Below are 23667 nucleotides of genomic sequence, written 5' to 3'. Positions count from 1 at the left end.
TGGTTGTCAATCATTTACTGCCATCCGGCCAAGCGGTCCATCTTCATCGATTATATCTGCAATATTATAAACGGATATCGGAAACATCGGGAATCCAAACACATACGGTGTTATGTCGTATAATTGGAAATATATGACAAGTGTTTTATCGGCGATGTAGAAATCTTGCTCAGGCTGAACCTCAACATGATCATCGAACGTCTGAATGTCGCGCCGCTTAATTTGCTCATTGACCAGCTCTGTCAGCCGCTTAACGTAATTACTGTCCGGCTTGAACAAATCACTCAAACTGCACCGCTTCCGGTTCTGCAGATCAAACGTTAATGATGTGATATAAGTCATGCCATGTGCAGACTGGTAATGGTATGCATAATTGGACAGCGACAAACTGAGAACGTTTCGCTGGTTGTTTTTAATTTCAAATGAACCATCCATTTCAATGAGCGGACTGGGCATTTCACCAGCTTGCATATTAATAAGCTGCTGCGTTTCATAGGCAATTGATTGGTTGATGAATTGTTCCATTTGCTGATCACGCATGCTGTAAACATTGGGATAGATAACGTTTATATCCTGTCCGGAGCTGATCCGTGCAGGGTCAATCCTGACAGGTAATGGTTTTGGCATATGTCTTCACCTTCTTCTGGTTTTATGCCCAGTGTATTCACCAAAGAAGGAGGATGTGTCTGCAATATTAAACGCACTCACTATCGTTCTTGCACTGTAATACTTCATTCGCGGAATGCGAACTTTTCCGTATAGGCTGAAAACAAAAAGTAGATTTGAAATTCAGAATTATTTAATGTATAATTTCTATTCAAATATAAATAATTATTTGTTATTGAATTAATTATGGTGCGTTAACCAATCTTGGCTTTATAATACGACAGGCGAAGGCGGGAATGTCATGACAAGTGGTGTGAACCGAGTCGTTGTAGTGGGTGCTGGATTTGTTGGCTCCAGTTACGCATACGCTCTAGTAAACCAAGGAATAACGGAAGAACTCGTGTTAATCGATGTGAATCAAGAAAAAGCAGAAGGCGAAGTGATGGATTTAAATCATGGGCGATATTTTTACGAATCCCCTGCCAAAGTATGGAGCGGAGACTATCATGACTGTAAAGAAGCGGATATCGTCTGTATTACTGCCGGGGTAAGCCAAAGCGATGAAGAAACACGATTATCAGCAGTCGAAAAAAATACATCGATTGTTAAATCTATCGTAGACAGTGTGATGGCAAGTGGTTTCAACGGCATTTTTCTGATTTCCACGAATCCAGTAGACATTATCACTCAGGCAACGTGGACATTTTCGGGACTTCCTAAAGAAAGGGTTATTGGATCCGGGACAATACTGGATACAGCCAGATATCTTCATATGCTGGGCGAATACTTCAGTGTGGATCCCAAAAGTATTAATGGCTATATCATTGGCGAGCATGGCGATTCACAGGTAGCTGCTTTGAGCAATGCAGCCATTGGCGGGAAAAACGTTATGGATATTCTAAATGCCAGTGATCGATACATGTTAAAAGACCTTGAGAAAATGGCTGCTAATGTACGCGATATAGCGGATGTTGTCATTGAGAAAAAAGGATCTACCTATTATGGTATCGGTGCGGGTTTAGCAAAAATCACAAAAGCAATATTAAAGAATGAAAATACTGTTCTACCAGTATCAGCACTTCTGGATGGCGAATATGGATTCCAAGATATTTTTGCCGGGGTTCCGGCCATCATTAACCGACAAGGCGTACAGGAAATTATTGAAGTGGATCTGAACAAAGAGGAAAAGGACAAGCTTGCTTCCTCGATTGAAGTGTTAAGGTCTGCTATGAAACCACTGCCTAAGAAAACGTGAGCGAGGGATGCAAAAATGGAAGAAAAAAAGAAAAACGTCAGTCGGAATCAATACAGAACCACGTCTAATTATATTAAGTTTATTTTATTTTCCCTGATTGGTGCTGGGCTCTTTTTGGTGCCTGTTCCTTATAATGGGGAGACGAATATAGGCGTTGGCATTCTCGCCGGAATGTTGGAAGGGGCATTCAAAGACTATTGGCCGGTGTTTATGACCATCATTTTTTGCCTGTCCACTGTATTAGCTATGTATACAAAGGTAGTTAAGCCGGCATTTATGAAAAAGAATACCTTTGTACAGTCATTATTTGATGTATCCCTTTTCTGGATTATTATGAGACTAATTGGTTCAATATTTGCCATTATGACGCTTAACGAAGTGGGCCCTCAATGGATATGGTCTGAGGCCACCGGGGGCACTGTTTTATTTTCCCTCGTTCCTGTTCTGGCAACCTTTTTCCTGGCTGCAGGAATATTAATGCCACTCCTACTGGAATTCGGGCTCATGGAATTTATTGGTACAGTGCTGCATAAGGTGATGCAGCCATTGTTTCGTCTACCCGGAAGGTCATCGATCGATGCAACCGCTTCCTGGATGGGGTCCGGAACAGTAGGTGTCGTCATCACCACTGAACAATATGAAAGAGGATATTATACCGACAGGGAAGCCTCGGTTGTTGCGACAAACTTTTCGATTAATTCGATTGCTTTTAGTTTTGTTGTCATCAGTGTCATCGGGTTAACGGATATGTTTGTACCATTTTACCTTACCGTTTGTATAGCAAGTGTTGTTGCAGCAATAATTTGCCCTCGTATTCCACCATTATCCAGAAAAAAGGATACGTATCATGAACCTGTAGGAAAACAGATTGATGAAACTGCGCCATCAGGTGTATCAAGTTTTAAATGGGGGATAGAGAAGGCGCTTGAAAAGGCTTCTAACATTAAAAATTTCAGAGGGGTCGCAAAAGGCGGATTCAAGGTTGTAGCTGATATATGGTTTTCCTTGATTCCTCTTGTCATGTCCCTCGGAACGATTGCACTGATTATCGCTGAATTTACACCGGTTTTTCAGATTTTATCTTATCCGTTTGTGCCCTTACTGAACCTCCTGCAGATTCCGGAAGCGGCCGCAGCAGCACCGGCGATGATCGTTGGTTTTGCAGATATGTTTTTGCCAGCGGTGATCGCAAGCGGTATCGAAAGTGAATTAACACGTTTTGTCATTGCAGCCATGTCACTCACTCAGTTGATTTACATGTCTGAAATTGGTATTTTGCTTTTGAAATCAAAAATTAAAATCAGCTTTTGGGATCTAGTGATTGTATTTCTGGAGAGAACGATCATTACACTACCGATCGTTGTGTTTATAGCGCATGTTTTCTTTTTTTAAACAAACGCGTTTAGGTTATCTGAAGAACTAAAAAACATTAGGTGAGTAAAAAACCGAAAGTGGTGCAAATGCCGAATGAAGGATATCTACTTTCTAAAAAATGCAGATGAGGAAGTCATTGACACATATGATGAAGATATCATTATCACAAATCGCCAGGGCAGAATCATTAAAGTTACGAACATTAGCGGTTCGCTTTATGATCTGGAACCACACGATTTGCTTGGTCAGTCTGTTTATGATCTGGAAGAAAGGGCGATTTTTTCGCCGGCTATTACACCCTTAGTTTTAAAGAAACGGAAAAAAGCTATAACGGTACAAACCACTCCAAATGATCGAAAGGTACTCATTACAGGAATTCCACTGTTTAATGAATATCATGATATCGAATATGTTTTGAGTTATTCTTACGAGGTTTCGGAGCTTTTTATGCTTCAGGAGTATTTGGACGAACTGTACGACGAAATGTCCAGAATAAAAACTGAGTTAGCCAATATGCGGGAAGCAAGTTTGAATGCTGATGGTTTTATTGTCAGAAGTCAAACGACGAGAGAATTGCTTCAAAAAGTTAAAAAGGTTGCGCCATATGATGCTGATGTAGTATTACAGGGGGAGCAAGGGGTCGGCAAATCCAAAATTGCTCACTATATTCATACGAATAGTAAGCGGAAAAACGGGCCTTTTATTACTATGAATTGCTCTTCCATACCAGATGCTATTTTCGAACGTGAATTGGCTGGCAAAACTTCCGGCGAACATCATCAAGACATTGGTTTGGCGGATATGGCCCAATCAGGAACTCTATATCTTGAAGGTGTTGACCATCTTTCGTTACATGCACAGCATATTCTTATAAAAGTGTTAAAGGCGTATAATGATCAATTTAGAGTCATTGCCTCGACTGAAACATCGCTCACACAACTCATGACTGAGAAAAAAATCCGTAAAGATTTATACTATGAACTTCAGATCGTGCCTGTATATATCCCGGCATTGCGTGAACGCAGCGAGGATTTAAAATACGCCATCGACCAATATAAAGAAAGGCTTTGTGATAAATATCAGCTTAATAGGAAATTCAGCAAAGAATTATACTTGGCCTTGCTTGACTTGGATTGGCCCGGCAACTTTTTTGAAGTGAAACATGTGATTGAAAGAATGATCGTTCAAAGCGAGTCTGAAACGCTGACTTTAAATGATTTGCCTTTCGAGTACAGAGGGGATGAAAATATGGAAGCATATAAACTTAATGGCGCCCCCTTGAATACGGTTTTGGAAAATGTCGAAAAACAAATCATTCAAAATGTGAAAAATCATAGTAAAACAACCACTGAAATGGCTGAAATATTGGGAATCAGCCAGCCATCTGTTGTACGCAAACTAAAAAAATATTCAATCCAGGATAAAGGGGAATGAACATGAAGGACAATAATCAAGATTGGCTGAAGTTAGCAGATTCTATAGGAAATTTCCTTGCACCAAGTATGGCGAAGGATCATCCGAATTTACCGGTCGTAAAAGCAGAAGGATGCTATTACTACGGAACAGACGGCAAGGAGTATTTGGATTTCACATCAGGGATTGCAGTTGAAAATGTCGGACACCGTCATCCTAAAGTTGTGGAAGCCATCAAGGATAGTGCTGATCATTTGGTACACGGGCCATCCGGTGTAATCATGTATGAATCGATCTTAAAGCTTGCTGAAGAGCTTCAGGAGATTCTACCGGGGAAATTGGATAATTTCTTTTTCGGAAATAGTGGTACAGAAGCAATCGAGGGCGCATTGAAACTTGCAAAGCATGTAACGAATCGTCCTTATGTTATTTCATTTACAGGCGGATTCCATGGCCGGACTATCGGGGCTCTCAGTGTGTCCACATCCAAAAGTAAATATCGAAAGCACCTTCAGCCGTCGTGGTTAAACTATCAGCTGCCATATGCAAATCCAGATGAAGCACCAGCTGGTGTTGACCCCGAGGTGTATTTTCCTTGGAAACTGGAAGATGAAGCAAAAAAACTCTTTCGTCATCAGGTTGACCCGGATGAAGTTGCCTGCATGATTGTTGAGCCGGTGCTTGGTGAAGGCGGCTATATCATTCCGCCTGCGTCCTGGCTGAAAAAAATCCGTGAAATCTGTGATCGATACGGCATTTTACTTATTTTTGATGAAGTACAGACAGGCTTTGGCCGCACAGGTAATTGGTTCGCCGCGCAAACATTTGAAGTCACACCGGATATTATGGCAGTAGCTAAGGGGATTGCGGCCGGTTTGCCGCTTGGTGTCACGATTGCCTCAAAAGAACTGATGGAACAATGGCCAATGGGGAGTCATGCCACGACTTTTGGAGGAAATCCGATTGCCTGTGCAACCGCACGGGCGTCCATTGAGGTCATAAAAGAAGAAAAACTCCTTGAAAACAGCCGTGACGTTGGAACATATGCGCTTAATCGTCTAAATAAGCTGAAAGAGAGGTTCCCGATGATCCACGATGTTCGCGGGGCAGGTTTAATGATCGGTATAGCATTCAAGGATCCGGAAACGAATGAACCTGACGGTGATGCTGTTATGAAGGTGCTGGATGGCTGTCTTGAAAAAGGGGTTCTGTTTTATCTGGGCGGTAATGCAGGTGAAGTTATCCGTATGATTCCACCGTTAATAGTGACGAAAGATCAAGTTGATCATGGTCTTAAGGTGCTGGAGGAAGTGCTGGAAACGTTATAAGCTATTCGACATAACAGTAAATATTTAAAGCCGGCAGATGATCCGCATATGCTGTTGCGCGGTCCTGCCGGCTTATTTTGTTGTTATTCTAACATTTCACCGAATCCTTTTGTGTAGTGACTATTATGACATAATATTTAACACTACGTTATCAATAAAACCTTTGTTTTATCAATGATAATTGTGTGAAATTAATGTGAATTATGTACTTAAGGATTAAAGAAAGCTGGATTAGACCTCCAACCATTGGCTTTGCACTTTTAAATTGTGATTTCTTATTCCTGGTGGAGCTTTTATTAACCCCGGCGAATGAATAAGAGAATCAAGGCTGTCAATGCAAGCAAAGCAATAACAATACTGAAAACAATGCCTGCCACTTGTATCCCTGTCCATTTTGCAAGCAGGCCTACACCAACTACGGGAATTGATAGCGCAATATAGGCTATCGTGAAAAAACTGGAAGTAACTTCACCACGCTCCCGGGAAGAAGTCTTGGCATTCACCGAGGCAAGCCCGGCGCGAAAACTGAATGCCTGACCAACCCCGGAAACAATTGCGCCAACAAGTAATATCATTAACGAACGTGATTGTAATGCAATACCTACAAACATAGCTCCGATAATTAATACAGCACTACCTGCTTTTAGCACGATATGATCAGAAGTGTTTATTAATAACAACTGCCCAACCGCAGAAGCACAAAAAGCCAAAAACACAATAACACCTAAAATGGCCTTATTGTCAAAATGCAATACTTTTTGCAGAAATGTAGGTGATACCGCTGTAAACAAACCAAGCATCGAAAATCCTGCAAATACCGGAATCACAGCACGAATAAAAGTAACACGGACCTCTGAGGGAACACTTAATTTTTGTATTTTCAATTGAACCTTTTGCTTCACTTTGACCGGTTCCGGCATGAACCAGATAGCGATGAATGCTGGCACAAGTATCGCAAAATCGACCACAAACACCAGACGCATCGGATAGGTAAAGAATTGGGCTAGAACTCCGGCAAGAAGAGGTCCCAACCCTAAGCCCAGCATATTGACGCCACTTGCAATCATAGACGCCTTAGCTTGTTTATGGCGTGGAGCCAAGTTGACCAAAGTTGCTGTTGCGGTGCTGGTGAACAACCCGGCAGATAAACCGGATAATATACGTCCAATAAATAAAAGCGTTATGCCACCTGCGAACAAAAACACAAGCGAACTGGCTGCAGATAAAATGACGCCAGGGATCAATATATACCGGCGACCAATATGATCGGAAAGGTGGCCAAATACAAGCAAAGCCCCAATAACACCGATTGCGTAAAAAGCATAAATAATGGTTATCATTAAAGGAGATAGCCCGAATGTATCCCCGTATATTGGATATAATGGTGTCGGGAGCGTCGTACCTAACATAACCACTAAAAATGCATATGCAACACCTATAAAACTGATTCGGTTACCACTAGCTTCTTTTTCCTGCATCATTGACATACTTATCATCTCCAAAACATTATTATACCATAGCGTTGTCCATGCTAAAGAAGTACGGCGTCCACCGATTTTGCTATACATACGAATAAACATCAGCTTGCAAGGTGTTAAGCTGCATTTTTAAATTCTAAGCATTCTTTTAAATTGAACCAACATCCCTGAATAAATAATATTCAAAATCTGTCATAGGATTTCATATACCATAAAAATAGTCAAGAACTGACCCTTTTGAGTGGGTGCTTCCAACTATTACATTTTAATCAAAGCACTTATAATGGATATTGGTAAAATTTGATAGGTGTGTTGAATATAGCTTCTTCCTGAGGCTCTAAAAGTTGAATAGATATAAGGAGGTGTCATTTATTATGCAGCCAATCAAGTTACAAATGTTGCCTTATAACGCGAGCGGCAGTACACAAGATATGGAGTACATTACGAACATTATTAATCGCTCGTTTGCGTCATCAGAGGAAGGTATTAGCACGAGGCGGAATCATTTCTGTAGGTAAAACCTCAAATCAAAGGAGTTTATGTTTAATGTCTGGAACCAGAAGAGAAAATATTAAAGTTGGACAAACGGTACGCGTCGTACAAAAGCAGGATCAGCGTTCCGGAAAATTGACAGATGGCATCGTGTCAAGAATACTGACAAATTCCGCTACACATCCACATGGGATCAAGGTTATGCTGGAAAATGGCAATGTAGGAAGAGTCAAAGAAATTGTGAAATGAGTGAAAAGTGTAGTCCGCACTTATTTTTCCACATTTATTACATATTTTTTCCGAATTCTTTTTTTACCATGATAATGAAAGGTATTAAATGGTAAAGGGAGTCGATGAAACATTGGAATTTTTAAGCAAAGAGAGTTTGAGCCACATTATGGGGGTTCAGAAAAATACGCTGGAAAAATGGATTGAAGATTTTAATGTTTATATCCCGAAAACAAAACTGAATAATGTCACTTACTACCGACCGGATGGAATCGAAGTTTTGAAGTTTATCAAGAAATGCAACGATCAAGATTATGACAGGAAGCAAATCAGGGAAATGTTAGCAACGAGTACCTTTCCTATAAGACTGGAGAATATGCACAGTGTGTCTCAGCAGTCACACGATGAAAGTTATAAAGAAAATGTGGTAACGATGATGCAGACGATTGGAAAAGTCGTCAGTAATGTTGAGAATCAGCAGCAACTTGTTGAAATCATTAAAGAAAAACAAAAAAATCAAAACAAACTAATCAAGGATATAAAGAAACAGACAGATGAAATCGACCACTTGAAACAGGAAATGGAAACATTGAAGCAACAACTTGCCTCTGTATCGAAACAAAGCTTTAAACGAAAAGTAAATCTGTGACGTTCACTAATATGGCGCATTACATCTAAATGGATGTTATGCGCCAGTTTTTATATAGCAAAAATCTCAGAGGTATTTTTAGTCTTGATAACGAATATGTCTTTAAGGAAGGTTGTATATCCACAACATTTGTTATTGAATCAGCCATTTCTGCCTTTATCAAATGTCTCGTGCAGTGTTTCAATGATATCTTCTTCTTTATCGTTATGGCTTATGATGTTAACGTTTGTCATTTTTATCATCCTTTCGCTAATACCTTGTCCAATCCTGAGGTGATCTATACATGAAGGAAATAACGATTCGGCTCAAAGACCACACGTATCATCAACTGAAAGAACTCACTGAGCTTGAAAATTTAATTAACCGACATCGTGATAAAAATCGAGATGATAATTATCAGATTGAGGATTTTGTGGTTGGCTGTATAATCGATAAAATGGAGCAAATGAATCATTTCAAGCCGATCAACCCCATGATTGATCATAGCCGCCAGCTTGTCATTAAAAATCGGTTTAAAGAAATAGCGAAACAAAAACATATTTATATTAAGGATATTGCCGATCAGTTAGACATGAAACCGCCCAATATCAGTAAAATAGTCAACAACGTTTCCCAGCCCAGACTGGAATTGTTCATCAAAATTTGGCTTGTGCTTGGCTGCCCGCCATTGCATCAGTGCCTGTATCTGGAAGAAGATTAAGCTTTTGCTTAGTCTTTTTTTATTCATGCCATTTTATCCGAAAAGGCGGGGATGGGTTTATTAAAAGGGGCTGTTGAAAGGCAATTTTTAAATTCCTGTATAATTTCGGTCATAGGACAAGCTTTGTATCACATATGCTAAAACATAATAAAATTGAAGACAACATATTTAAAACATTATGCCATATTGTCCAGACGTCTAAATCCGATATTTTTTGAAATAACAGCAATCAACAGTGTGTTGAGATGTATGGTAACCTGATTCAAAAAGGAAGGATGACGTGATATGACAGTATTTGAATCGTTGGTTCTCATGATTACGTTTGGATCATTGGTGGCTGCAGTTGTATCCAATCAAAAAAAATAAGCAGCTTTTACTTTGGATGGAGGGCGAGTTAAAAGGCGCTTTGATGAAATCATAGAAGCGTCGCATAATAAGATTAGGTTGCTAATAGAAGTTAGATCCAAAAACATCAGTACTAACGTGAGATCGACCCGAGAGCGAGGAAATCACCCCGAAAGCGGGGATATCGCCCCGAGAATCCAGAAACATCAGCCCAACAGCACCGCTAAATGCTCATTTACGTGGGCTGGTTTTTTTCAAAATCACACGTTCCAGCCAGCGCCATGGCAGCAGATTTTTTAGTCGTGTCATATTTTTGACATTTTTGCCGACCGGATAACGAAGGTCAGGATGGTTTGCTTGAGCCGTTTTAAGGATTAAATGTGCTACTTCTTCTGGGTTGTCAGCTGTTTCAGCGATATGATTGACGATTTTCTTTAATGCGTTGGTTCTTTCTTGATATGGCGATTCAAGATCGGTATTAAAATCGGTCATACCTTTTGACCAGATATCGGTTTGGTAGGAACCAGGCTCAATCAATACGACATGAACATTATATGGCAGCATCTCAAGCCTCAGGGACTCACTAAACCCTTCAATAGCATATTTGGATGCTGAGTACGGTCCGAGACCGGGAAGTGCCATTCTACCACTGATACTTGAAAGATTAATGATGGTGCCGCGCTTCCGTCTCCTCATATGGGAAAGTACAGCTTTGGTGACAGCAATCAATCCGAAGACATTCGTTTCAAATTGCCGCCGCCAATCTTCTGAGGACAGCTCTTCGGTGAACCCGCCAGCCGCATAGCCAGCATTATTCACCAGTACATCAATGCTGCCGAAACGTTCGATGACTTCCGGAATGACATAATCAATATCATCCTGCTTGGTGACATCCATCGTGATGCATTCGATGTTGATAGCAACATTCCTTTCCCGTGCTTGTTCCAGCAGACTTTCCTGTTTCGATAAGTCCCGCATGGAAGCGAGTACAAAATACCCGGCTTCAGCGAAAACCAGGCTTGTTACCAACCCGAAACCGCTTGATGCGCCGGTTATGAAAACTACAGACCGACTTTGACTGCAAGGGTTCATCTTCTGTCACCTCACTGTTGTTTATTTTAGCAATATACGTTCATTTAAACAATACAATGTGAAAGTGTGTATCACTTTTATAATGCCAGTTTCTGCCGGAGTAGAAGTGTCAACAATCAGTTTAAGTCGGAAATGACACACACATCAATCTCTTTCGTCCCAATAGTTAGTCCGAGTTTATAATTTGAAGTATGTGGTAATAGGTACAATATATATTGCTGTATTTGAACGGGAGGATTTGAAGCTGATTGTCCCGAATTTTTCAAGAAGGGGGTTCTGTTGAAAGGAAGTTCAAATAAGAGTTTGAGCGGTAGGCTTATTGATCATAGGATTTATGCGCCGTCATTAGTTATTATGATTCTCATTTGTATTCCTTTTGCGATGTATGAGAGAGAATCGTTGGAACTCTTGAACAGTAGTCATGGGTTATAATGTCAAGCAAAAGCATAAGCCTCAAAAAAGTAAATCCTGAATGGTAACACAACACAAGTGGAGTTCGAGATAGAAAAGCAGAGGAATTTACTTATCAATTCCCCTGCTGCTATGACTCATTCGATTAGCGGGCAGGAAAAGAGTTGGTCATAAGATAATAACCAAACTTCATTCTTTCATTCTGCCGAAATAAAATAATCCGCCCACCAGACCGATTACCAGCATGACTGCTGCAAAAATGAGGAAGGGTACCGGGCCGAACTGAAAGACGAGCGGTGCAGACAATGCTGTGACAAGACCGCCGCCGAGGAATGGTTCAAATACAAGCTGTTTATATCCAAAAGCTTCATATGCCGGCGATTTCATTTCGGGATCGGCCACACGCATCAATAATAGTCCTGTGGCGGTGATCCCCATGGATTGGCCAAAATCACCAATGCTTCGCTCAAACCAATATGATGGGATCATCCGAGGTCCGAGGAAAAACAGACCGAACACGTTCCATGCCATACCAACAAGTGACAACAATAGGAAAGGGACAAAATATTGTCCGATGACATCAAGTGAAACCGTCGCGATTGCTGCAAGAATCAGGACATCGAGAGCAAAACCCTGTATTCGCATGACCATTTGCCGATCTAAAATTTCAGTTTTATCGAACTTGGTGGCGATCATCTGAACAAGAATTCCACCAATCATCGCCAGCGGGAAAAGTGGTACATAGGTCATGAATTCGGAGCCGATGATTGTTTTTTCAAGCCAGGTGATGCCTTGCAGGATGCCATACCCGACTAATATAGCAATGCCAATCATCGCAAAATGCAGGGAGAGCGGCTCAATTGATTCCGGCCGGACAGTCATTCTTGCTGCTGCTTCCCGGTTTTCAAATTCCATGATACCTGCTTTTTTTAAGGGGGATGATTCCTTTATATCACTGATCACTTTTGTTTTATTTTTTCGTACTGCCCAATTGATCGCTATAATCCCGATAATCACACCTGATAAGATACCAACCGTGGCAAGTCCGATAGCCAAATCATATGCTTCGGCAAATCCCAGTTCTTTGAATGTTCCCTGCAGTCCGGCTGCTGTCCCGTGTCCACCTTCAAAGCCCATTTCAATCAAGGCACCGATAAACGGCGGCATGTCATAAAACGGTACAAGGACGAATATAGCCAGCAACAACCCGACAACATACTGACCCCAGCCCAGCGACCAGCCAAATGCAAGCTGCGGCCCACCAACATTCCATACCTTTTTCAAGTTTGGAAGCACGGTCCCTAAAAATAGTGTGGCAAAGACAACATTGATCATTAACCCAGCCAATGGGCTCCATACATCCATCACTTCAGGTGTCAGAACCCCGGTTGCCCAGAATGATCCTTCTCCTGTAATAGGTTTCAACAGTTTTCCAAGTACTTGCGGGCCCAAAATGAGAGCAAGAAAACCACCAATAACGGATGATGGGAGAAATAAGTTCTGCATCCACTTCACGCGTACTCTGATCCACTTTCCAATAATCAGAAATAATCCCAAATATAGTAATGCGAATCCTATTTGATTGGGTGACATCAACAATCTCCTTTCATGATAAAAGTTAAAAATAAAGTCTAAATCTGTTCCCTGCGGTAAACAGGTATAAACAATGTCCAAATAAGGAAAAATATATTATAGCATGAAAATTGCTCAACGTCTCAGCACTCTTTTTACTAACGTTAGAAAGTATAAAATATAGATGATCTTATAAGAAACGAACATGGCTACGCCTTCTCGTAGCCACCATCTACCATGAAAATGAATGTCTGCACCAACTATAGTATAACCCGTTCAAAAAGCTTCGGCATTCGCTATAAGACAAGGCGAATGCTGAGTTTTTCTAACAGTTTGAAATCTTTGTTAAACAGTTACCAATATGACCGAAATAGTGTTATACTAGAATCAGGAAAAGAAACGTGTTTCCTAATCCTTTTAAGGAGTGCTTGCGATGAAACGAAAAATTTTAGTAGCATACGATGGCTCAGAACTGAGTGAAGAAGCGCTTCAGGAAGCTAAACTTCAGGCTGCCGGGATTCCGGAAACAGAGGTGCATGTAGTGGTAGTTGTGACGCAGACAGGTCCAAGCACAAACGTAACCGTAGCAAAAAATATTCAATATGAAGTGGCGGACAGTCTACGTCCGGATATGGAACGGATTTATCGGGAGTTTGAAACCGAATCGATTCCGATTTATACAGAAATTATCATAGCAGATACCAACCGCAATGCCGGGGTGAAAGTCTGTGAATATGCTGATGAACGTGATATAGATTTGATTATTGCCGGTAGCCGAGGACTTGGTACCGTAAAAAAAATGTTGCTGGGGAGTGTCAGTAATCAAATCGTGCAGGAAGCCAATTGCCCGGTACTGATTATCAAATAAACACATTAACTGTATAAGCTTCGGTCCTTCAGGGGATCGACTTTTTTTAGCAGTTAAGAAAGTATAAATTATTTCTGGCTGTTCACCAAAATCTATGGTTGACAAATTAGATATCATTTTGACGTAAGCAGTCGCTTCGGAAAAACACGACGCTTTCCGTGGGCTTGTCCTCAGCCTCCTCGAAAAAGAAGGTCGCTTTTTCTGCGGGGTCTTCACACTGCGCATTCCCACAGAAGTCTCCGTGTTTTTCCTCTGCTAGCTAGTTTTAATACCATATTCACTCATTCATTTCAACCATAGATTTTGGTGTTGACCCTTATTTCTTACTGCATAAGTGCAACTAAGGCTTTCGCCATTAAAGCTTGGCGATAAGCCAAGTTTTCTAATAACGTCAGAAAGTATAAATTGTGGATACCCCGGTATCTGTTATAAGGCGAGGCGAATCTCTCTTTTTTAATGTGAACCTTTAACATGGGCGCGAAAATCAAAATATGTTCCCGAGCGCCGAAATCGTTTCTGTATACAGGTTCAAGTATAATTTTTATCACGCATATCACATAATAGGGGCCCGAATTGCAAAACTATAAGAGAATATTGATATAAGAGGTTGTTCAAAAAGTCCGGTAAAAATGACACTTCGAATTTCTTCGTTGGCTTGTTTCTCCGCTCCTTGGAAAAGAACACCACTTTTCCTGCGTGCGATGCAGATTCATGGAAGCATTACTTATGCTCATGTATTTAAAAGCATACATTCCGCTGCTCGAAACTGCGCCGCCTCGAACTTCTTGGTCCTTTTTATCCTCCTTTTTGAACACGCACTATAAGGAACATAACACAATGATGACAAGGTTGCCACAATTTTTCCAAGGATTTCTTAGTGATTTCTAATGATTCTCCAATCCTTTTATCAAAAAGGTTCACTATGATGGTGATAACCCGAAAAGGAAAGGGGACTGAAATGAGAACATTATTTTTGAGTACAGCGGCCGGAGCGATGTTATTTGCTTCCGCAGCTTCTACAGATGCTACACAAGTTGCCGGAAAAGCAGAAAACATTCATTCAGCAACGAAAGCGGCTGAGAAACAAAGTGTAAACGATGAAGAATCCAAAAACGTTGCATATGGTATGTACCCCGAAAGCGATATATTGGATGAACAGGTTGACGAAGACGATTACCAGATGCAAGTTGTGGAAAACAATCAAAACATACGGGTGATCATTTTAAAAGATGCAGAAGGCAATCCCCAATATAAAAGTGTTTTCGTAAAGGACAAAAATATCGTGAAAGTGATCAGTTTTGACCAGGGCCTTGTTTTCCAAGGAGTCATAGGATTTTAGAAGCTTGAGAGGCAAGCACAGTTGATAAAGCTGTGCTTGTTTCAATTAGAAGGAAAATTGAAAAAATATTAAGCGACTAAGCATAATGACTGGGATGGTTGCTCATTTTATAAGCAATTTGTAATTGGTATCATGTCATTTTTTAGGAATAAGGACGTCTAAATTAAATTTAAACGTTTCACTATATTAACGTCAGAAACTATAAAGTGATGGATGACATTATTAGAACAACTCCGTCACACGCTGTGCGACGAGGCAAATCCCGCGTTTTTCTAAAATGGTAAGAACTATACCATTTTAGATGGGTTCCTCTAATTGAAAACGTCTGTAATTGACACAGAACATAAGGTATACTATATTTAGTTTTAGTTAAAGATAAATTAATTCAAACTAATAAGGGTTAAATATGGAGGAGTTCTATGAAAGGGATAAAAGGAATGCACCATGTGACTGCTATTACGAGCAGTGCCGAAAGAAATTATGAATTTTTTACGTATGTTCTGGGCATGCGTTTGGTTAAAAAGACGGTAAACCAGGATGATATCCGGACGTATCATTTGTTTTTTGCCGATGATAAAGGCAATCCGGGTACAGACATCACCTTTTTTGATTTTCCGGGAATCCCCCAGGGAAAGCATGGAACAAATGAGATTTCCAAAACGGCTTTCCGTGTGCCAAGTGATGAAGCATTGGAATATTGGGTTAAACGGTTTGACCGGCTGAAGGTGGAGCATGGCGGCATCAAGGAAGAGTTTGGTGTCAAAACATTGTCATTTACCGATTTCGACAATCAACAATATCAGTTGGTATCGGATGAAAAAAACGAAGGCGTAGCACCGGGCACTCCATGGCAGGACGGTCCGATTCCACCAGAGTATGCGATTGTGGGGCTCGGTCCGATCCATGTAACGATTGCTAACTTCGACTATTTTAAAGAAGTGATGGAAAAAATTTTACAGTTTAAAGAGATAGATCAGGAAGGCGACAGTCATCTGTTTGAAGTTGGTGAAGGCGGAAATGGCGCACGGGTTGTTGTTGAATTTAACACCATCATGCCTAACGCACAGCAGGGCTATGGGACAGTACATCATTCAGCTTTCCGCGTTGAAGACCGATCCGTGCTGGAAGAATGGATTAAGCGAATGGACGACTTCGGGTTCCGTACATCCGGCTATGTCAACCGCTTCTATTTTGAGTCGTTATATGTACCGATTGCACCGCAAATTTTATTTGAATTTGCAACAGATGGTCCAGGGTTTATGGGTGACGAACCGTACGAGACATTAGGTGAAAACCTGGCACTTCCCCCAATGCTGGAACCTCAGCGCAAGGAAATTGAGCAATTTGTCCGCCCGATTGATACAGTGAGAAGCACGAAGGTGTTTGAGAAAGAGTATGAGTAGTTAAAACATCCCTTGCGGAAGGCTGACCATGAGGCGGTCAGTCTCTTTATTTGTAACGTCCGAAAGTATTATGTTTGGAAGATCTTATAGAAAAAGCTCCAGCACTTGCTAAAAGATAAGACGATTGCCAAACCTTTCCAGCAAGGGGTGAATATTCAGGCTGGTAACAATGAAGGCAGACGATGATAGTGTATAATAGAAATTAGATATTACAGTTGCTTAAGGAGTATATTGATGAAAGAATACTTTTATGACAAGCTGCTGAACATTAAAACCCGGGGGCAGCAGAAGGGTTCCCTTGATTCCCGCGATCATCATCCATATCAGCCGACTTCCTACAATGCTTTGGAAGTATTATTTCAACACTACCAATTGAATAGCAGTGATCATGTAGTTGATTTTGGTTGCGGAAAAGGGAGATTGAACTTTTTTATCTATTATTTTTATCATGCAGCTGTTAAAGGGGTTGAAATGAATTCAATTTTGTATGATGAGGCGATCCGCAATCGAGAACGTTATTTGAACCAGACAAATGAAAAGACAGACAAGATTCATTTTCAATGCTGTTTAGCACAAAATTATCAGATCAGCCCGTTGGATAACCGGTTTTATTTTTTTAACCCATTTTCAATTGGGATATTTATTGAGGTTATACAAAATATTCTGTGTTCTCATGAGCAGTACACGCGAGAAATTGAACTGATTATTTATTACGGATCGGATGACTATATTGACTATTTAGAAAACAAAACTGATTTTGAATTGAGAGAAAAAATTGACCTGTCTGCTATTTTTCAAGACGATCCATATGATCGGTTTTTGATTTATCGTTTGGAGGGTTGAAGATGATATTCATAATTATTTGAATAATGCTTGGATAAATTCGAACGGTTATGGATTCAATTAGGTGACGCGCCAGGGAATACCATAAACTCGTACAGAACCGCCGCTAACTTGCGCGGGAGCATTCCAAACTTGTGCAATAGCAGTCCCAACTCGTGCGGCAGTAGACCAAACTCGTGCAAACATTGCCTGCATTCGTGCGACATCAATGTAAACTTGAGCAGCACCGTGAGCAAGTTGTGCACCAACAACCATTAGAAAACCTCGGCATACACCGCGTCTTATAGCGAATGCGGAAGCTTTTATTATAAGGTCATCCATAATTTATATTTTCTGACGTTACAAAAAAAGCGGGACCCCGCCTTCTTAAGAGTAGAGTCCCGTTTTCAATCCATCCCTTATTATTTAAAAAACGTATTAAATGACTGAAACAATTTTTCAAATCGATTCAGTATATCGAGTGCGATCAGTCCATTTCCTTCAGCTGATTTGGGATAACCCAATGGAACTGTACGCTTGACAAGCTGCGCGTATAGTTCTCCTTCTGTCAGTTTCCGGTCGAATTGTGTTTCGGCGATGCTTGTGACCAGGGCAAGTGCACCAGATACATGCGGTGCTGACATTGATGTTCCGGAAAGCCGCGCGTATTTTTGCTCTGTGTAAGTCGACAGGATATCTACGCCGGGAGCGACGATATCAATTTCGTTATTCGTATTGCTGAATGGGGCGATTTCGCGATTATAATTGATAGCGCCGACCTGAATGACTTCATTATAAGCTCCCGGAAAGGCATACTCATCCGTTTCCGGCCGATCGTCTCCTTCATTTCCGGCAGCGCAAACAACCGGGATGCCGGAATCAATTGCTCGTTTGACGGCTTCGTATAATTCCGGAACATCTTTCGGACCACCGAGAGACATAGAAATTGCACGCACTTTTTCACCATTTGGGCCTTCCCAGTCAGTTGCATATTTGATGCCGTCAATAATCCATTGATAGTCACCGCTTCCGTTACTGTCAAGCACTTTAACAATCAACAATTTGACATTTGGTGCAACTCCTGTTATTCCGTCCTCACTTGCTGTGGCCGCAGCTGTCCCCGCAACATGAGTGCCATGACCATTTTCGTCGTCATAATCTGTATCATCACCATCACCCGTGAAATTTTTGCCATCAATTACTTGCCCGGCTAAATCGGGGTGATCCGTGTCACAGCCCGTGTCAATGATAGCAATAACGTTGCCGCTTCCTTTATCGGCTTGCTTCCATACGTCCGGAGCCTGAATCATCTGAACGCCTTGAGGGATTTCTTTAGCAGTATCTTCAATTGCTTCCACCTTATAAGGGATCAGATTCATTTTTGCCATTATAATTCCCCTCCTAAACTATCAGTTGCTTTCATTATAATCTAAAAATTCCATTTTCGAAGGGATTTTATTGAAAACAGGATAAATTACCTGAAAAAACAGGCATAAAGATTCATAATCTGGGTGAAAGTTTCTGGTTCACTGGCCGCATATCTATATGTTGTTTTTCGTACTTTAAGATGATAAGATGAAGATAGTTTTAAATGAATAGGCATCACATGTTACTGACTTGATCAGGCATGGTGGTATTTAAAAAGGTGGCACCGATCCCTTTATACCGCCATGCCTTTTTATTTGGCAACGTTTGGTGCATAATACACATGCAGAAAGTCATTCATCGGAAGGGAGTGCAACATTCATGTTTAAAAACTTATTCAAAAAAGGTGATTCGAAAACGGAAATATATACACCGGTTAATGGAAAAATCGTTCAGCTTGAGGAGGTGCCTGATCCGGTCTTCAGTCAAAAAATGATGGGAGATGGTATTGCTGTCAAACCATCAGAGGGTAAAGTTTATGCACCGGTTGAAGGGGAAGTCATCCAAATCCCGGAAACGAAGCATGCGATTGGATTGCGCGCAAATGATGGCACTGAGGTGTTGGTGCATATCGGACTTGAAACAGTGTCGCTGGAAGGCAAAGGTTTCACCATATCGGTGAGTACAGGTGACAACGTGTCTGTCGGTCAACCGCTTATGGAATTTGACCTGGAATATGTGCGGGAGAACGCTTCAAGTGATGTAACACCAATTGTCATCACAAATGCTCAGGAAACCGGGAAACAATACGCGACAACGGATGCACAAGAAGGCAAGGCAGGTGAAACCGTGATTATTACCGGGTCGGATAAATGATCGCTATGTGAAAGGGGTGCTTTCTGATGAAGATCAGGAAGATATTGAATAATAATGCTGTCATTGTGACGGATAATAATGAAGAAAAGATAGCGATCGGGTCGGGCCTCGGTTTTAATAAGCAAAAAAACGACGTTATAAATGCGCAGAAGATCGAGAAATTGTTCGTCTTACGAGAAAACGAAAAACTACAGCAGTTACTGCTCCGGATCCCGGAAGAACATTTTATCCTGTCTGAGGATATTATTATGCATGCCGAGGAACAACTCGGGACTGAACTGAGTGAACATATTCGGGTACAGCTGGCTGATCATATTTCGTTTGCTATTGAACGTGAACAAAATGGCATTCAGCTGAAAAACGCATTGCTACGGGAAATTAAAGTGTTATACCGGCAAGAGTTTGATATCGGATTGTGGGCGATCGAACGCATCAAGAATGTAATCGGTGTTGAAATGCCTGTGGATGAAGCGGCGTTCATTGCCCTGTACGTTCATACAATGAAAGTTCAAGGGGGTGATATTCACGAAACGGTTCGGCAGACGACTATCGTGCAGACAATGGTGAAGCGGATTAAGGAGTATCTGAACATTAGAATGGATGAGGCTGATATTTCCTATGAACGGCTGGTCACACATTTGCAGTTTGCCTTAACACGGGCCAAGCATCAAAACAGTCATGTCATGGATAGAGATATGTTTGAAATGATCAAGCATAAATACGGCGTTTCTTACCAATGTGCCAGACAGTTGGCAGAAGAAGCATCAAGATCTTATAACATTCATTTACCAGAAGAAGAGTTAGGTTACATTACACTTCATATCGAACGATTAAGAACACACTAAAGAGAAGTTATGGTTTGTGATTTATTTTGTAATCGAATTCACTGGCATTATATAGCTGGAGCGAAAAATAAAGGGGGAAAAACAATGATGAAATATTTGCAGAATCTTGGCCGCTCTTTGATGTTGCCGGTTGCGGTACTGCCGGCTGCGGCGATTCTGATGGGTATCGGGAACTGGATACTTAATGCTGATGAAAACAACGTCATCGCAAATTATCTTACAAGCGGTGGTGACGCTATTTTAAGTCATCTTGGCGTTCTGTTTGCAGTTGGTGTTGCAATCGGGATGTCTAAGGAACAGGACGGTGCTGCCGCTTTAAGTGGTCTTGTAGCCTGGCTGGTTGCAACAACTGTGCTAAGTGTAAGCGGGGTTGCCGCTCTTCAGGGTGTTGAGGAAAGTGCGGTAAATAGTGCTTTTGAAAATATCGAAAACGTATTTATCGGTATTCTTTCCGGTATTGTTGCATCGATTATGTACAATAGGTTCAGTCATGTGAAATTACCGGATGCATTTGCTTTTTTCAGCGGAAAACGATTAGTGCCAATTATGAGTGCAGCGTCCATGATGGTTGTTTCGATTGCTCTGTTCTTTGTATGGCCAATTGTATATGACGCGCTGGTTTCATTTGGTGAAGCAATTGTTAGTCTGGATGCCATTGGTGCCGGCTTATATGGCTTCTTTAACCGTTTGCTAATCCCAACTGGTCTCCACCATGCATTGAATAATGTTTTCTGGTTTGATGTTGCGGGTATCAATGACATCGCCAGCTTCTGGGCAAGTGAAGGTGAAAAAGGTGTTACCGGACGTTATTTAGCAGGTTTCTTCCCTATTATGATGTTCGGTTTGCCTGCAGCGGCATTGGCAATGTATCATACAGCCAAAACAAAACGTAAAAAACATGCTGCATCCCTGTTAATGGCTGCTGGTTTTGCATCCTTCTTTACCGGCGTAACAGAGCCGCTTGAATTCTCATTCATGTTCCTGGCTCCCGCACTTTATGTGGTACACGCAGCATTGACAGGACTTTCACTCGCGATTGCTGCGATGTTCCAATGGACAGCAGGATTTAGCTTCAGTGCTGGTTTGGTGGACTATACGCTTAGTTTGGGTGTTCCTATAGCCAATCAGCCACTCATGCTGATAGTACAAGGATTAATATTTGCTGTTATTTACTATTTCGTATTCCGATTTTTGATTGTGAAATTCGACATGAAAACACCAGGTCGCGAGAGTGATGAAGACATACGGGAAGGTGAGGCGACAGTGACAGCAGATGACGAGGGCACAGCCGGAGATGCTCCAACAGCCGAAAAAGACGAAACAGCTGTGATGGCTGAGAAAATTTATGAAGGTCTTGGTGGTGATGAAAACGTCAAGACAGTTGATAATTGTGTATCCCGTCTGAGACTTGAAGTGGACGATATGGATAAAGTCGATCAGGCTAAAATTAAAGCAACCGGTGTACCGGGGGTCAATGTTGTCGGCAAGCACAATATTCAGGTTGTCGTCGGTACGCAGGTGCAGTTTGTTGCTGATGAAATCCGAAAAATTCGGAAAAGAGAAGAATAAGGAAGTAAACGAGCGAACAGCACTGTGATGCCGTTCGCTCGTTTATGTTTGCCGCGGATTAGTGCCCATTGACCCATTTCCTTAGAGTCAGCACTAAATTGTCGCCCCATTTAACTGGATAATAAACCGGCTCTCGTTATCAAATAAACCTTTATTGAATCGCCGTTCCACGAATGTCACCTTATTATGCCGATCAACCAGAAGAACCGTTGAGCAGCGGGTTCCATATTCCGGTGTTTTGATAAACAGGGGTGACAGTTTCCGTTCAAGGTTCAGACCGATTCCCGTGTCCGGCAGATGTTCATCCGGGGCTTGTTCGACGTCGGATATAATGTCAAAGAGCGGATCAATCTCAATGGTTGCATGTTGTCTTACATAAGCTGCAAGCCGCTCTTTTCCTTTTACGACTTTTGGCCATGGGGTGTCAAGAAATTCATTGCTTAATCCATGAGTGCCTTTTGGAATCAACGCTATGTCATTTTGAACATTGCTGTAATAGTATAATCGTTCCGGCCTTCCTGCAATGAAATTAAACCCGGCATATGTATTTTTTTCTTTCTGCAGTCCGGTTAAAAAGTCAGCTGCCGGCAAACTGCTTTCTAAATAGTCTTTCACAATGTTTCCGCGTGATTTCTTGTGCTGCCGGAATTCACTCGGATCCCGATAGTTGGTCAATGCTGCAATCCGGCCATCCTTCGTAACTCCCAGCCAGGTGCCCATTCCAACCAGATCTCTTCCCGCGAGGATATCAGGATTGTCCTCCCAAAACTGAGCGGGAGCAGTTGGACGTTTATAAAATTCATCCCGGTTAGCAGCGATGATTAATTTGTAATCCGGATGATTTTGAAAGTGAAAATTGATCAGACACATATGTAACAGTCCTTTTTCTTTTATTATATCCTGCAGACAAACTGGTTCCAAATAAATGACTGTGCACTTTGCTCCATGAAATAGGTGGACAAGAGCCACGTTCGGATGCGTTTGACATTAGAAAAAATCGGCATTCGCTTCATCTTATAGCGCGTGCCGAAATTTTTCTTATAATTTATACTTTATGACGTTAGAATAAAGGTAATCGGTAATACCGATTACCACAAATTCCTGTATAAGTTTAAAAATTGAACTACTACTCTACATGGTTGATGCTTTCCTTCATTTTCTGTTCATCCGTTTCTTGTGTGGGGTCATTGCCCATTTTTAGAGCTCTGTTTGACGTTATTAAGATTTTTCCGGACTTAATCTGTTCGGCGTGCTGTGCAGCTTGTTTTTCGGATAGACCTTTGTTTATCAATTCTTCGTAAATGTCCGATGTTTCCTTAACACCATTGAAAATAACCTTGGAGACTTTGTCCAGGAACGACTGTTCACGATTCTTGGCAGTTTCTGTGCTTGTAATAGCGACATCAGCATTCTCATTCAGTTTATCGGCATATTTTCCGTGGGAAAAAATGGTGATATTTTCTTTGAAGTAGCCTTCCAATTCCAGAATGTTGACCGTTTTTACTGCTTCTTCGATTGACGAAAATGGTCCATAAACTTCCTCTGCCAATTGGAACACCTCCATTTTGAAAAAGTATATAATATATATTCCCTGATACTTTCGGATATGAAACATAAAATTCATCAGGTTTACTCGG

General features: G+C 41.3%; 24 protein-coding genes. 16 read left to right on the top strand and 8 right to left on the bottom strand.

Annotation, left to right across the window (positions count from 1 at the left end):
* Nucleotides 1-6: 6 nt before the first annotated feature.
* Nucleotides 7-627, bottom strand: a complete 621-nt coding sequence (locus tag IEW67_RS04440; RefSeq protein ID WP_188631852.1) for a DUF3298 and DUF4163 domain-containing protein — start codon at nucleotides 625-627, stop codon at nucleotides 7-9.
* Between the two features lie 280 nt (nucleotides 628-907).
* Here IEW67_RS04440 and IEW67_RS04435 point away from each other — a divergent pair, with 280 nt between their 5' ends.
* The 4 genes from IEW67_RS04435 (at nucleotide 908) to IEW67_RS04420 (ending at nucleotide 5976) form a co-directional block, all read left to right on the top strand.
* A complete protein-coding gene (locus tag IEW67_RS04435) occupies nucleotides 908-1861 on the top strand; it encodes an L-lactate dehydrogenase (protein WP_188631851.1) in 954 nt (317 codons plus the stop codon).
* Between the two features lie 15 nt (nucleotides 1862-1876).
* Nucleotides 1877-3253, top strand: a complete 1377-nt coding sequence (locus IEW67_RS04430) for a YjiH family protein (protein WP_188631850.1) — start codon at nucleotides 1877-1879, stop codon at nucleotides 3251-3253.
* Between the two features lie 75 nt (nucleotides 3254-3328).
* Nucleotides 3329-4669: a sigma 54-interacting transcriptional regulator gene (locus IEW67_RS04425; protein ID WP_188631849.1), complete on the top strand. Its 1341-nt coding sequence runs from the start codon at nucleotides 3329-3331 to the stop codon at nucleotides 4667-4669.
* Between the two features lie 2 nt (nucleotides 4670-4671).
* Complete coding sequence (locus IEW67_RS04420) at nucleotides 4672-5976, top strand: aspartate aminotransferase family protein (RefSeq protein ID WP_188631848.1); 1305 nt, start codon at nucleotides 4672-4674, stop codon at nucleotides 5974-5976.
* A gap of 296 nt (nucleotides 5977-6272) precedes the next feature.
* On the opposite strand, the gene IEW67_RS04415 is transcribed toward IEW67_RS04420, so the two are convergent.
* Nucleotides 6273-7463: an MFS transporter gene (locus IEW67_RS04415; RefSeq protein ID WP_229671676.1), complete on the bottom strand. Its 1191-nt coding sequence runs from the start codon at nucleotides 7461-7463 to the stop codon at nucleotides 6273-6275.
* Nucleotides 7464-7828: 365 nt separating this feature from the next.
* Here IEW67_RS04415 and IEW67_RS18100 point away from each other — a divergent pair, with 365 nt between their 5' ends.
* The 5 genes from IEW67_RS18100 to IEW67_RS18450 all read left to right on the top strand — a co-directional run bounded on the left by IEW67_RS18100 (nucleotide 7829) and on the right by IEW67_RS18450 (nucleotide 9889).
* Entirely contained in the window at nucleotides 7829-7972 is a 144-nt protein-coding gene (locus tag IEW67_RS18100) for a hypothetical protein (RefSeq protein ID WP_229671675.1), read from the top strand.
* A 28-nt stretch (nucleotides 7973-8000) separates the two neighbouring features.
* Nucleotides 8001-8195: a YwbE family protein gene (locus IEW67_RS04410; RefSeq protein ID WP_188631847.1), complete on the top strand. Its 195-nt coding sequence runs from the start codon at nucleotides 8001-8003 to the stop codon at nucleotides 8193-8195.
* An 88-nt stretch (nucleotides 8196-8283) separates the two neighbouring features.
* On the top strand, nucleotides 8284-8823 hold the full coding sequence (locus IEW67_RS04405; RefSeq protein ID WP_188631846.1) for a MerR family transcriptional regulator: 540 nt from the start codon (nucleotides 8284-8286) through the stop codon (nucleotides 8821-8823).
* A 283-nt stretch (nucleotides 8824-9106) separates the two neighbouring features.
* Nucleotides 9107-9523, top strand: a complete 417-nt coding sequence (locus IEW67_RS04400; RefSeq protein WP_188631845.1) for a helix-turn-helix domain-containing protein — start codon at nucleotides 9107-9109, stop codon at nucleotides 9521-9523.
* Nucleotides 9524-9808: 285 nt separating this feature from the next.
* On the top strand, nucleotides 9809-9889 hold the full coding sequence (locus IEW67_RS18450) for a putative holin-like toxin (protein WP_373288485.1): 81 nt from the start codon (nucleotides 9809-9811) through the stop codon (nucleotides 9887-9889).
* Between the two features lie 210 nt (nucleotides 9890-10099).
* Here the strand turns inward: IEW67_RS18450 and IEW67_RS04395 are convergent, their stop codons facing one another.
* Both IEW67_RS04395 and IEW67_RS04390 read right to left on the bottom strand, forming a co-directional pair.
* Nucleotides 10100-10960, bottom strand: a complete 861-nt coding sequence (locus IEW67_RS04395; protein ID WP_188631844.1) for an SDR family oxidoreductase — start codon at nucleotides 10958-10960, stop codon at nucleotides 10100-10102.
* A 600-nt stretch (nucleotides 10961-11560) separates the two neighbouring features.
* Nucleotides 11561-12964 carry a sodium/glutamate symporter gene (locus IEW67_RS04390; protein WP_188631843.1) on the bottom strand — a complete coding sequence of 468 codons (1404 nt, stop codon included), beginning with the start codon at nucleotides 12962-12964 and terminating at the stop codon, nucleotides 11561-11563.
* Nucleotides 12965-13376: 412 nt separating this feature from the next.
* On the opposite strand from IEW67_RS04390, the gene IEW67_RS04385 reads away from it, so the two are divergent.
* The 4 genes from IEW67_RS04385 (at nucleotide 13377) to IEW67_RS04370 (ending at nucleotide 17396) form a co-directional block, all read left to right on the top strand.
* A complete protein-coding gene (locus IEW67_RS04385; protein ID WP_188631842.1) occupies nucleotides 13377-13811 on the top strand; it encodes a universal stress protein in 435 nt (144 codons plus the stop codon).
* A gap of 958 nt (nucleotides 13812-14769) precedes the next feature.
* The gene (locus IEW67_RS04380) at nucleotides 14770-15150 is read left to right on the top strand and encodes a hypothetical protein (RefSeq protein WP_188631841.1); all 381 of its coding nucleotides are present in this window, start codon (nucleotides 14770-14772) and stop codon (nucleotides 15148-15150) included.
* A 419-nt stretch (nucleotides 15151-15569) separates the two neighbouring features.
* The gene (locus tag IEW67_RS04375; RefSeq protein ID WP_188631840.1) at nucleotides 15570-16553 is read left to right on the top strand and encodes a ring-cleaving dioxygenase; all 984 of its coding nucleotides are present in this window, start codon (nucleotides 15570-15572) and stop codon (nucleotides 16551-16553) included.
* Between the two features lie 234 nt (nucleotides 16554-16787).
* Nucleotides 16788-17396: a methyltransferase gene (locus IEW67_RS04370; RefSeq protein ID WP_188631839.1), complete on the top strand. Its 609-nt coding sequence runs from the start codon at nucleotides 16788-16790 to the stop codon at nucleotides 17394-17396.
* 56 nt (nucleotides 17397-17452) lie between these two features.
* On the opposite strand, the gene IEW67_RS04365 is transcribed toward IEW67_RS04370, so the two are convergent.
* Both IEW67_RS04365 and IEW67_RS04360 read right to left on the bottom strand, forming a co-directional pair.
* Nucleotides 17453-17647, bottom strand: coding sequence for a hypothetical protein (locus IEW67_RS04365; protein WP_188631838.1), 195 nt, complete (start codon nucleotides 17645-17647; stop codon nucleotides 17453-17455).
* Nucleotides 17648-17797: 150 nt separating this feature from the next.
* Complete coding sequence (locus tag IEW67_RS04360; protein ID WP_188631837.1) at nucleotides 17798-18763, bottom strand: S8 family peptidase; 966 nt, start codon at nucleotides 18761-18763, stop codon at nucleotides 17798-17800.
* A gap of 358 nt (nucleotides 18764-19121) precedes the next feature.
* Between IEW67_RS04360 and IEW67_RS04355 the strand changes: the two genes are divergently transcribed.
* The 3 genes from IEW67_RS04355 (at nucleotide 19122) to nagE (ending at nucleotide 22030) form a co-directional block, all read left to right on the top strand.
* On the top strand, nucleotides 19122-19616 hold the full coding sequence (locus IEW67_RS04355) for a PTS sugar transporter subunit IIA (protein ID WP_188631836.1): 495 nt from the start codon (nucleotides 19122-19124) through the stop codon (nucleotides 19614-19616).
* A 26-nt stretch (nucleotides 19617-19642) separates the two neighbouring features.
* On the top strand, nucleotides 19643-20461 hold the full coding sequence (locus IEW67_RS04350) for a PRD domain-containing protein (RefSeq protein ID WP_188631835.1): 819 nt from the start codon (nucleotides 19643-19645) through the stop codon (nucleotides 20459-20461).
* Nucleotides 20462-20545: 84 nt separating this feature from the next.
* Nucleotides 20546-22030: an N-acetylglucosamine-specific PTS transporter subunit IIBC gene (gene nagE, locus IEW67_RS04345; protein WP_188631834.1), complete on the top strand. Its 1485-nt coding sequence runs from the start codon at nucleotides 20546-20548 to the stop codon at nucleotides 22028-22030.
* 93 nt (nucleotides 22031-22123) lie between these two features.
* On the opposite strand, the gene IEW67_RS04340 is transcribed toward nagE, so the two are convergent.
* Both IEW67_RS04340 and IEW67_RS04335 read right to left on the bottom strand, forming a co-directional pair.
* Nucleotides 22124-22900: an NRDE family protein gene (locus IEW67_RS04340; protein ID WP_188631833.1), complete on the bottom strand. Its 777-nt coding sequence runs from the start codon at nucleotides 22898-22900 to the stop codon at nucleotides 22124-22126.
* Nucleotides 22901-23156: 256 nt separating this feature from the next.
* Complete coding sequence (locus tag IEW67_RS04335; RefSeq protein WP_188631832.1) at nucleotides 23157-23579, bottom strand: general stress protein; 423 nt, start codon at nucleotides 23577-23579, stop codon at nucleotides 23157-23159.
* Nucleotides 23580-23667 lie beyond the last annotated feature (88 nt).

It is taken from the genome of Lentibacillus kapialis, from assembly GCF_014646635.1.
Taxonomy (GTDB): Bacteria; Bacillota; Bacilli; order Bacillales; family Amphibacillaceae; genus Lentibacillus; species Lentibacillus kapialis.
This window is presented reverse-complemented; position numbering and strand designations above follow the sequence as displayed.

What these genes read in the sequence shown, in the direction of transcription:
- IEW67_RS04440 (WP_188631852.1), bottom strand. Translation starts at nt 627, where the DNA reads ATGCCAAAACCATTACCTGTCAGGATTGACCCTGCACGGATCAGCTCC.
- IEW67_RS04435 (WP_188631851.1), top strand. Translation starts at nt 908, where the DNA reads ATGACAAGTGGTGTGAACCGAGTCGTTGTAGTGGGTGCTGGATTTGTT.
- IEW67_RS04430 (WP_188631850.1), top strand. Translation starts at nt 1,877, where the DNA reads ATGGAAGAAAAAAAGAAAAACGTCAGTCGGAATCAATACAGAACCACG.
- IEW67_RS04425 (WP_188631849.1), top strand. Translation starts at nt 3,329, where the DNA reads ATGAAGGATATCTACTTTCTAAAAAATGCAGATGAGGAAGTCATTGAC.
- IEW67_RS04420 (WP_188631848.1), top strand. Translation starts at nt 4,672, where the DNA reads ATGAAGGACAATAATCAAGATTGGCTGAAGTTAGCAGATTCTATAGGA.
- IEW67_RS04415 (WP_229671676.1), bottom strand. Translation starts at nt 7,463, where the DNA reads ATGTCAATGATGCAGGAAAAAGAAGCTAGTGGTAACCGAATCAGTTTT.
- IEW67_RS18100 (WP_229671675.1), top strand. Translation starts at nt 7,829, where the DNA reads ATGCAGCCAATCAAGTTACAAATGTTGCCTTATAACGCGAGCGGCAGT.
- IEW67_RS04410 (WP_188631847.1), top strand. Translation starts at nt 8,001, where the DNA reads ATGTCTGGAACCAGAAGAGAAAATATTAAAGTTGGACAAACGGTACGC.
- IEW67_RS04405 (WP_188631846.1), top strand. Translation starts at nt 8,284, where the DNA reads ATGGTAAAGGGAGTCGATGAAACATTGGAATTTTTAAGCAAAGAGAGT.
- IEW67_RS04400 (WP_188631845.1), top strand. Translation starts at nt 9,107, where the DNA reads ATGAAGGAAATAACGATTCGGCTCAAAGACCACACGTATCATCAACTG.
- IEW67_RS18450 (WP_373288485.1), top strand. Translation starts at nt 9,809, where the DNA reads ATGACAGTATTTGAATCGTTGGTTCTCATGATTACGTTTGGATCATTG.
- IEW67_RS04395 (WP_188631844.1), bottom strand. Translation starts at nt 10,960, where the DNA reads ATGAACCCTTGCAGTCAAAGTCGGTCTGTAGTTTTCATAACCGGCGCA.
- IEW67_RS04390 (WP_188631843.1), bottom strand. Translation starts at nt 12,964, where the DNA reads ATGTCACCCAATCAAATAGGATTCGCATTACTATATTTGGGATTATTT.
- IEW67_RS04385 (WP_188631842.1), top strand. Translation starts at nt 13,377, where the DNA reads ATGAAACGAAAAATTTTAGTAGCATACGATGGCTCAGAACTGAGTGAA.
- IEW67_RS04380 (WP_188631841.1), top strand. Translation starts at nt 14,770, where the DNA reads ATGAGAACATTATTTTTGAGTACAGCGGCCGGAGCGATGTTATTTGCT.
- IEW67_RS04375 (WP_188631840.1), top strand. Translation starts at nt 15,570, where the DNA reads ATGAAAGGGATAAAAGGAATGCACCATGTGACTGCTATTACGAGCAGT.
- IEW67_RS04370 (WP_188631839.1), top strand. Translation starts at nt 16,788, where the DNA reads ATGAAAGAATACTTTTATGACAAGCTGCTGAACATTAAAACCCGGGGG.
- IEW67_RS04360 (WP_188631837.1), bottom strand. Translation starts at nt 18,763, where the DNA reads ATGGCAAAAATGAATCTGATCCCTTATAAGGTGGAAGCAATTGAAGAT.
- IEW67_RS04355 (WP_188631836.1), top strand. Translation starts at nt 19,122, where the DNA reads ATGTTTAAAAACTTATTCAAAAAAGGTGATTCGAAAACGGAAATATAT.
- IEW67_RS04350 (WP_188631835.1), top strand. Translation starts at nt 19,643, where the DNA reads ATGAAGATCAGGAAGATATTGAATAATAATGCTGTCATTGTGACGGAT.
- nagE (WP_188631834.1), top strand. Translation starts at nt 20,546, where the DNA reads ATGATGAAATATTTGCAGAATCTTGGCCGCTCTTTGATGTTGCCGGTT.
- IEW67_RS04340 (WP_188631833.1), bottom strand. Translation starts at nt 22,900, where the DNA reads ATGTGTCTGATCAATTTTCACTTTCAAAATCATCCGGATTACAAATTA.